At 55.6% G+C, this 6,295-nt stretch carries 6 protein-coding genes and 1 pseudogene; 4 read left to right on the top strand and 3 right to left on the bottom strand.

The window, feature by feature from the left end; genetic code table 11:
- Both FJV47_RS05920 and FJV47_RS05915 read left to right on the top strand, forming a co-directional pair.
- Positions 1 to 760 (top strand): annotated as a pseudogene (locus tag FJV47_RS05920) (IS3 family transposase); the annotation flags it as partial.
- Positions 757 to 1,398, top strand: a complete 642-nt coding sequence (locus tag FJV47_RS05915) for an Abi family protein (protein ID WP_159610997.1) — start codon at positions 757 to 759, stop codon at positions 1,396 to 1,398. The pseudogene FJV47_RS05920 and the gene FJV47_RS05915, both read left to right, overlap by 4 nt.
- 152 nt (positions 1,399 to 1,550) lie before the next feature.
- On the opposite strand, the gene FJV47_RS05910 is transcribed toward FJV47_RS05915, so the two are convergent.
- From FJV47_RS05910 to FJV47_RS05900, 3 genes are all read right to left on the bottom strand, one after another.
- Positions 1,551 to 2,477, bottom strand: coding sequence for a bifunctional 5,10-methylenetetrahydrofolate dehydrogenase/5,10-methenyltetrahydrofolate cyclohydrolase (locus FJV47_RS05910; RefSeq protein ID WP_159610925.1), 927 nt, complete (start codon positions 2,475 to 2,477; stop codon positions 1,551 to 1,553).
- Positions 2,474 to 3,097: a cyclodeaminase/cyclohydrolase family protein gene (locus FJV47_RS05905; RefSeq protein ID WP_159610923.1), complete on the bottom strand. Its 624-nt coding sequence runs from the start codon at positions 3,095 to 3,097 to the stop codon at positions 2,474 to 2,476. The genes FJV47_RS05910 and FJV47_RS05905 overlap by 4 nt, the downstream gene beginning before the upstream one ends.
- Before the next feature lie 307 nt (positions 3,098 to 3,404).
- Entirely contained in the window at positions 3,405 to 4,310 is a 906-nt protein-coding gene (locus FJV47_RS05900) for a LysR family transcriptional regulator (RefSeq protein ID WP_200831952.1), read from the bottom strand.
- Positions 4,311 to 4,438: 128 nt separating this feature from the next.
- Here FJV47_RS05900 and FJV47_RS05895 point away from each other — a divergent pair, with 128 nt between their 5' ends.
- Positions 4,439 to 4,870, top strand: a complete 432-nt coding sequence (locus tag FJV47_RS05895) for a MarR family winged helix-turn-helix transcriptional regulator (protein WP_159610919.1) — start codon at positions 4,439 to 4,441, stop codon at positions 4,868 to 4,870.
- On the top strand, positions 4,870 to 6,282 hold the full coding sequence (locus FJV47_RS05890) for an MFS transporter (protein ID WP_159610917.1): 1,413 nt from the start codon (positions 4,870 to 4,872) through the stop codon (positions 6,280 to 6,282). Before FJV47_RS05895 ends, FJV47_RS05890 begins: the two co-directional genes overlap by 1 nt.
- Positions 6,283 to 6,295: the final 13 nt, after the last annotated feature.

The raw sequence follows: 6,295 nt of genomic DNA, 5'->3' as shown, positions 1-6,295 counted from the left end.
AAAAATCACCGATGAGCTTTGACGAAGCGCAGCTACGAGCCGACTTGAGGGCCATCGCGTCTAAGCATCCAACGTGGGGATGGCGCAAAGCCCGCTGGCACTTGCTGGCCACCGAACGGGGGAAAGACACTGTCTTGAACAGCAAGCGCATCAGACGATTATGGCGAGAAGAAGGCCTGGTCTGTAAGCCGAAGCGTCGCAAGAAACGCCGCACCGGCCCTGGAGCCGGCGAGCAAAAGCGGTTGACCGCAACGTATCCGATGCATGTACTGAGCTTTGATTTCCAGTCGGATGTCACCTTTTGTGGCCGTCATATCCGGTTCTTGAATGTCATTGATGAGTACACGCGGACCGCATTGGCGATTATTCCGCGGCGGTCTTTCAAGGCTGCTGATGTGGTTGCTGTTTTAGAGGACATCATTGCTGAAACTGGGATTCAGCCAACGTTTGTGCGGTGTGATAACGGTCCTGAGTTCACTGCTGGCGCGCTGGTGGATTGGTGCAACGCTGTGGGGGCGTCCACTGCGTTTATCGATCCGGGTTCGCCGAGGCAGAACGGTTTTATTGAGTCGTTCAATGCGCAGTTCCGACGTGAACAGCTTTCCGGGGAAATTATGGACACTATGGTGGAAGCGAAGTATTTGGCTGATGAATGGAAGGACATTTACAATCATGAGCGCCCCATGGGTCTTTGGATGGGTTGACGCCGTCCCGGTTTTGGGATGAATGGGTTAGAGAGAATCAGTTAGCTATCGCATAGCTGCTGGACTGTTTAAAGGGACCCAACCATCCTGCCGTCGAGAAATCGCTCGCAGTCGCGACAGACATATTCTGCGTTATGGAAATGCAAACGACAATGGACCACCGTTTGAGGATCTCCCCGTAAGATCCGCCGCTGAATCGTGGTCTTTCGGAACCATATCGAAAGTAATCGAGCGAGGCGGCAGAGGAGCTCTTGCCAGCTCAGTGGCCGCCAGTATCGGCGTTTCTAAAGCCGGATTCCCGTATCGGATCAGATCTTTGGTTTACCTGCGCAATCGCTGCGCTCACCACAGTCGCCTCTGGCATCATTCGGTGATCGATGCTGGCCCTACACCAAACAATGTGCGCTCAAAAGCCAAGAGACTCTATGGTCAATTCCAACCACGGTCAATACTCGATTCAATATCTTCATTGGACGACATGCCTGCAAGGGCTCACCTAGCTTCCGCCAGGTTTCCAGCATTATTCGAACAGTACCAAAACAATACCGATTTTTGGATAGGACTATCGCATCCTCAAAGCCCGCAAGATCATTACGTCGGTTCGCGATTTTGGTTCCGTCCTCCCCCGGGCATCCTCACAAACTTCCAGTTTCTCTTCTACGTATTGAGCAGCAAAAAGCCGCCGCATCTTTGACCTCCAGAATCAAAGATGAGGCGGCTTCAGGGCAGCATCCGAACAACAGATCCCACTTCACTGCGCTGTCGGACAACCCCATGTCGATTCATCGCTGCGCCTAGCATCAGCCGTTCCAACAGTCATCGCGCTACCGCGGACTGGATTGCCCGCTAATATCGTCCCGAACGCTGGCGTACAGTTACCGGCGTGTGGCCATCTGCTCTCCTCTCATCTCCTCTCCACATGATGCTCTCGCAAACTTTTGTTGCCGCCTGCACCGTATGCAGTATGAGCAACGCAGTGGTCACCGTGCCAACGCCGCCGGGGACTGGGCTCAGTGCACGAACCTTGGGCTGAACCGACGCCGCATGGACATCCCCGACCAACGCACCTTCATCGTCAACATTGGTTCCCACGTCGATCACTACCGATGAATCTGCGACCTGGTCTCCGGTGAGTAGGTTGGCTCGCCCGACGGCCATGACCGTCACCGCGGCGCTCTTGGTGAATGCGGACAGATCCGGCGTTCTGGAATGGCAGATGCTCACCGTGGCATCGCGTTGCAACAATAACTGAGACAATGGTTTGCCCACTACGGCCGAACGTCCGACCACCGCTACATGCTGGCCGGCCAGCGGGATCCGGTAGTACTCAAGAATCTCAATCACCGATCGTGCAGTAGCTGGGGCAAAAGCGGGCTGCCCGACACTCAAACGCCCCAAGCTCAGTGGATTGGCACCATCAATATCTTTGGCTGGGTCAATAAGTTGCACCAACGCTGCGGAGTCCACGCCTTGAGGTAACGGTGTCTGGAGAATAATTCCGTGAACAGACTCGTCCCCATTGAGTGCTGTAATGGTGACAGCGAGTTGATCTTGGCTGGCTCCGAGCTGTTCGATGACCTGACATTCAACACCTTGCGCACTCGCAGCTCGTTCAATTGAGCGCACATACCAAGCGGTCGCCTCGTTGTCGGTAGCCAAAATAACCGCCAATTTCGCTTCAAAACCGTCCCAGGTCAGACTTGCCACCAACTGAGCGCTCTGCGCCCGAATCTCTTCGGCTACCGCCTTACCGCTCAGGCGTCGTGCCGTCATACTGACACCGCCGAGCGCACCTGAAAGCTGAGCTCTTCAGCTTCGCCAATCATTTCGCTCGCCACGTTAGTCCATTGGGTTAGACGCTCGCGCGCTGGCTCATCTTTAATGGCAGCAATATTCATTTCGAGGGTGACCAGCGCGATCCCCAGAGCGGCGCGTGCCGACTGGGTTGCGGCTGCCACGTCGCTCGAAACCGAGCGATTACCTATGGGCAATAGTTCTTGAGCTAGTTTGATGACTTTTGATGCCACATCAACCGTAGAGACCAAGGGCACTGCGGCTTCAATGGTGGCGTTGCCAATCGCTTCGCGGCGGATGGACTTCTGCTCTTCATCGTCCTTTGGCAGACCGTAGGCATCGCTGAGTAAGCCAAAGAGTCGCTCATCTTCTTCGGCCGCATGCACCGCTTCGTTCAAGAGCTGCTTTGCAGATTCAGCGATGAGCTGAGCTTGCTCTTCGACCTGGGCATACCGTGGACCTGAGGTAAATTCTGCAACCATCGACACTAGAGCCGCACCTTGCGCAGCGTGCAGAGCCGCAGCCGCTCCCCCTCCAGGTGCGGGGGCTCTGGAGGCTAACCGCTCAAGATAACTGGAGACAGTTTCAGTAGAGATCATGGATTTTTCCTCGCTCAGAATTCACGGCAAGACTGCTTGATCCCAACTGGTTTCGACTGCATCCTGCGTCGCATTTATCCGCCGGAGCAGGGATGCCGGAACGCGCGAAACGACTTCCAATGCTTAATATCCAGTTGGTATATCAGTTTATATTGAAGCCTAGAACACCACTCAAATCTGGTCAAGACTTTTGTCCTAGCGGCATCCAGGCACAACACAGGAGTGCGGAGCATTTACTTGATAGCTCGGGACCGCCTAAATGTCGAGGCTCGGTCGTGTTGATCGATCAGCGTCCCTTGTTCGCTAATTACCCGAGCCAGGTCTTGCCCATATCAACAAGCAGAGTCTGGAACGCATTTTCAGCAGGCGCACGAACGCGGTCCCGGCGCTGCGCCAAAACGACACTTCGCGCTGCGGCACCTTCACCCAGTGAAAGGATCTTGACTCCTGGATGCGGGTTCATCACTGCCGACTGCGGCGCCAAGGCAATACCCAAGCCGACAGAGACCATCGCTTGAGCTTCTTGGTAATCATTGGCCTGGAAGGAAATTTTCGGCGAGAACCCTGCCGCGTTACATGAACGCTCCAACAGCTCGGCTACCGGATGCATATTAGCCCTGACGATCCAGTGATCCCCTGAGGTAGCCGCCATATCCACTTCATCAAATTCAGCCAGCGGATGATCGGCGCCAACAATCAGCACCGTTGGTTCGGTAAATAGTGTGGTGAGTTCAAAATCTGCCCGATTCAGTGGCATCCAGTCATACTCCCAGAGCAAACCAAGGGAAATCTCCCCACGCGAGAGTAATCCCATCAGCTCCTGCAACCTGGTACTACGCACATCCAGCTTGATCGATGGGTACATCTTGCGGAACTTGCTAATGACCTGCGGCAAGAAGGAACTGCCAAGAGTTGGGAAAGTCCCCAAACTCAGGCTGCCACTTTTTAGACCGGCCAGCTGATCCAGATCTGCAACAGCGGCATCCATTTGACGCAAAATCGAGCGAGCGTGCCCCGCCAAAACATGCCCCGCATCAGTGGGTATCATTCCACGCGCATGTCGCTGCAAGAGCGGTTGGCCGACCTCTTCTTCGAGCTTGCGCAGTTGCTGGGAAACACCGGATGGCGTGTAGAAAAGTTCGTCTGCGGCAGCTGTGACCGATCCACCCTCAACGACGGCCAGAAGAATCTGCAGTCTTTTGATGTCGAGCACGACAGCACCTTTCAGTAATACTTCCGTACATTGCAGAAGCTTACACATTGTCGAATGCCTTAAGTGTTCCGAAGCTAGGCTACATCCTTCAACAACAAACTTGTACAAGTTAATTGTATTCTGTAACTATGCAATACTCTTTGGAGGTCGACGACCTGCCTCAGCTTCTCTTTGACGCAATCTTCCCGCTACTGAGAATCGTGCACTCAGCACGAACCATCTCCCCCGGAAAAGTCGGCATCCTCCGTGCTCTCGCAGCAGAAGAACACCTCAGCGCCACACAACTGAGCCACGCCATCGGTGTCAGCCAGCAAGCCATCTCGCTGACCACCAAGGAACTCGAATCGCTCGGATTCATCGAACGCCACAAAGATGAATCCGACCGCCGCAAACTCTGGTTCCACCTCACCGAGGCCGGACGCCAGAAACTTCACGCCGAAATCGCTCTCGGACGCCAAGCACTCAAAGACGCCATCGGCAATGAACTGAGCGCCGAGGAATTGAAGCTCGTCCACGACGCCATCCCGGCTCTGGCGAAAATCGGGAAGGCGACGAATTGATGAACCCGACCAGTCAAAAAGCACTGCTTCCCACCCTGGTCTTCGCGGCCTTGGCCACAGCCATCGTTTCCTCGCTGGGAATGCTGCTGGTCCCGTCGATTTCGTCGCAGTTCAATGTCGACGTGGCCACCGCGCAATGGATGTTGACCGTCAACCTGCTCGCCGGTGCCATTGCCACGCCAATCCTGGGCCGCCTGAGCGACGGGCCGCATAAAAAGCGCTTGCTACTGATTTCCCTAAGCATCATGTTCGTTGGATCCGTCTTGGCAGCAGCGGCACCGAGCTTCCCACTATTTCTCACCGGCCGCGCCTTACAGGGCCTGTCCTACGGCATCGTACCTATCACGATTTCCATCGCCCGCAGATACATCGAGCAAGCTAAGGTCCAGCCAGCGATCTCATCGCTGTCCGTGACGGTCTCTTCCGGCATTGGCATCGGCTATCCGCTCACCGGCATTATCGCCGGGCTGTTCGACTACAGCTCCGCCTTCTGGTTTGGCGCGCTTTTTGTCCTGGCCACCATCATCGTCGTTTGGAAGGTCCTGCCCGCAGGCCCGGATACCCAGGCCGCCTCACACCCATTCGACTACGCCGGAACCCTCTTGCTAGCTACTGGTCTGGGATCCCTGCTCTTGGCCATTTCGGAAGGGCCAAAATGGGGTTGGGGTTCGCTGCCGATCTTGGTGCTTCTGGTGGTTGCGTCCGTCATCCTGACCATCTGGGTGCTGGTTGAAAACAAGCTGGATCACCCGCTGATCAACCTGCGCACGCTGAAGCAGGGCGATGTCCTACTGGCCAACATTTCCGCCATCGCCCTTGGCGCTGCACTGTACATTGGCATGTCGGTGGCTTCCTTGGTGGCCCAAGCCGGAGAATCCACGGGATATGGACTGAGCCTTCCGGTGTTCTGGGCCGGGTTTGTCATCTTCCCGCTGTCTGTCGGAAGCTTCACGGCCAACAGAATTGTGCGAATCTTGGCCAAGAAGGTTGGCATCCAGATCATGCTTCCCGTTGGCGCGATCATCATGTCCCTGGCCGGTACCCTGTTGTGGCTTTTGCACTCGCAGCTCTGGGAGATTCTTTTGAGTATGCTGGTTTTCGGCCTTGGCATGGGCGCCAGCTATGCGGCAATGCCTGCACTGATCGCCCGTAGTGTCGCAATCCAGGAATTGGGCAGCTCGGTCAGCTTTAACCAGGTCCTGCGCACCGTAGGCTCGTCCTTTGGCACCGCGATCTCGGCGGCCATCATTGCCACCCATGCAAGTTCCAATGGGGCTGCCAGCCCTGCGGGTATCAACATGACGTTCATGATCGGCGCGATCCTGTGCATCGCCCTAGGGGCAGCATTGGTGGTCCATTCGGTCTTCCACACCTCGAAGGCCACCTCTTCGGCACCGGTGCGAGTCGATTGATAACCACTCAAAA

Source organism: Glutamicibacter sp. JC586 (assembly GCF_009805585.1).
In the GTDB taxonomy this organism is placed as follows: Bacteria; Actinomycetota; Actinomycetes; order Actinomycetales; family Micrococcaceae; genus Glutamicibacter.
This window is presented reverse-complemented; position numbering and strand designations above follow the sequence as displayed.

Bases quoted from the DNA above. Each gene is read 5' to 3' on its own strand.
- FJV47_RS05910 (WP_159610925.1), bottom strand. From the start codon at position 2,477: ATGACGGCACGACGCCTGAGCGGTAAGGCGGTAGCCGAAGAGATTCGG.
- FJV47_RS05905 (WP_159610923.1), bottom strand. From the start codon at position 3,097: ATGATCTCTACTGAAACTGTCTCCAGTTATCTTGAGCGGTTAGCCTCC.
- FJV47_RS05895 (WP_159610919.1), top strand. From the start codon at position 4,439: ATGCAATACTCTTTGGAGGTCGACGACCTGCCTCAGCTTCTCTTTGAC.
- FJV47_RS05890 (WP_159610917.1), top strand. From the start codon at position 4,870: ATGAACCCGACCAGTCAAAAAGCACTGCTTCCCACCCTGGTCTTCGCG.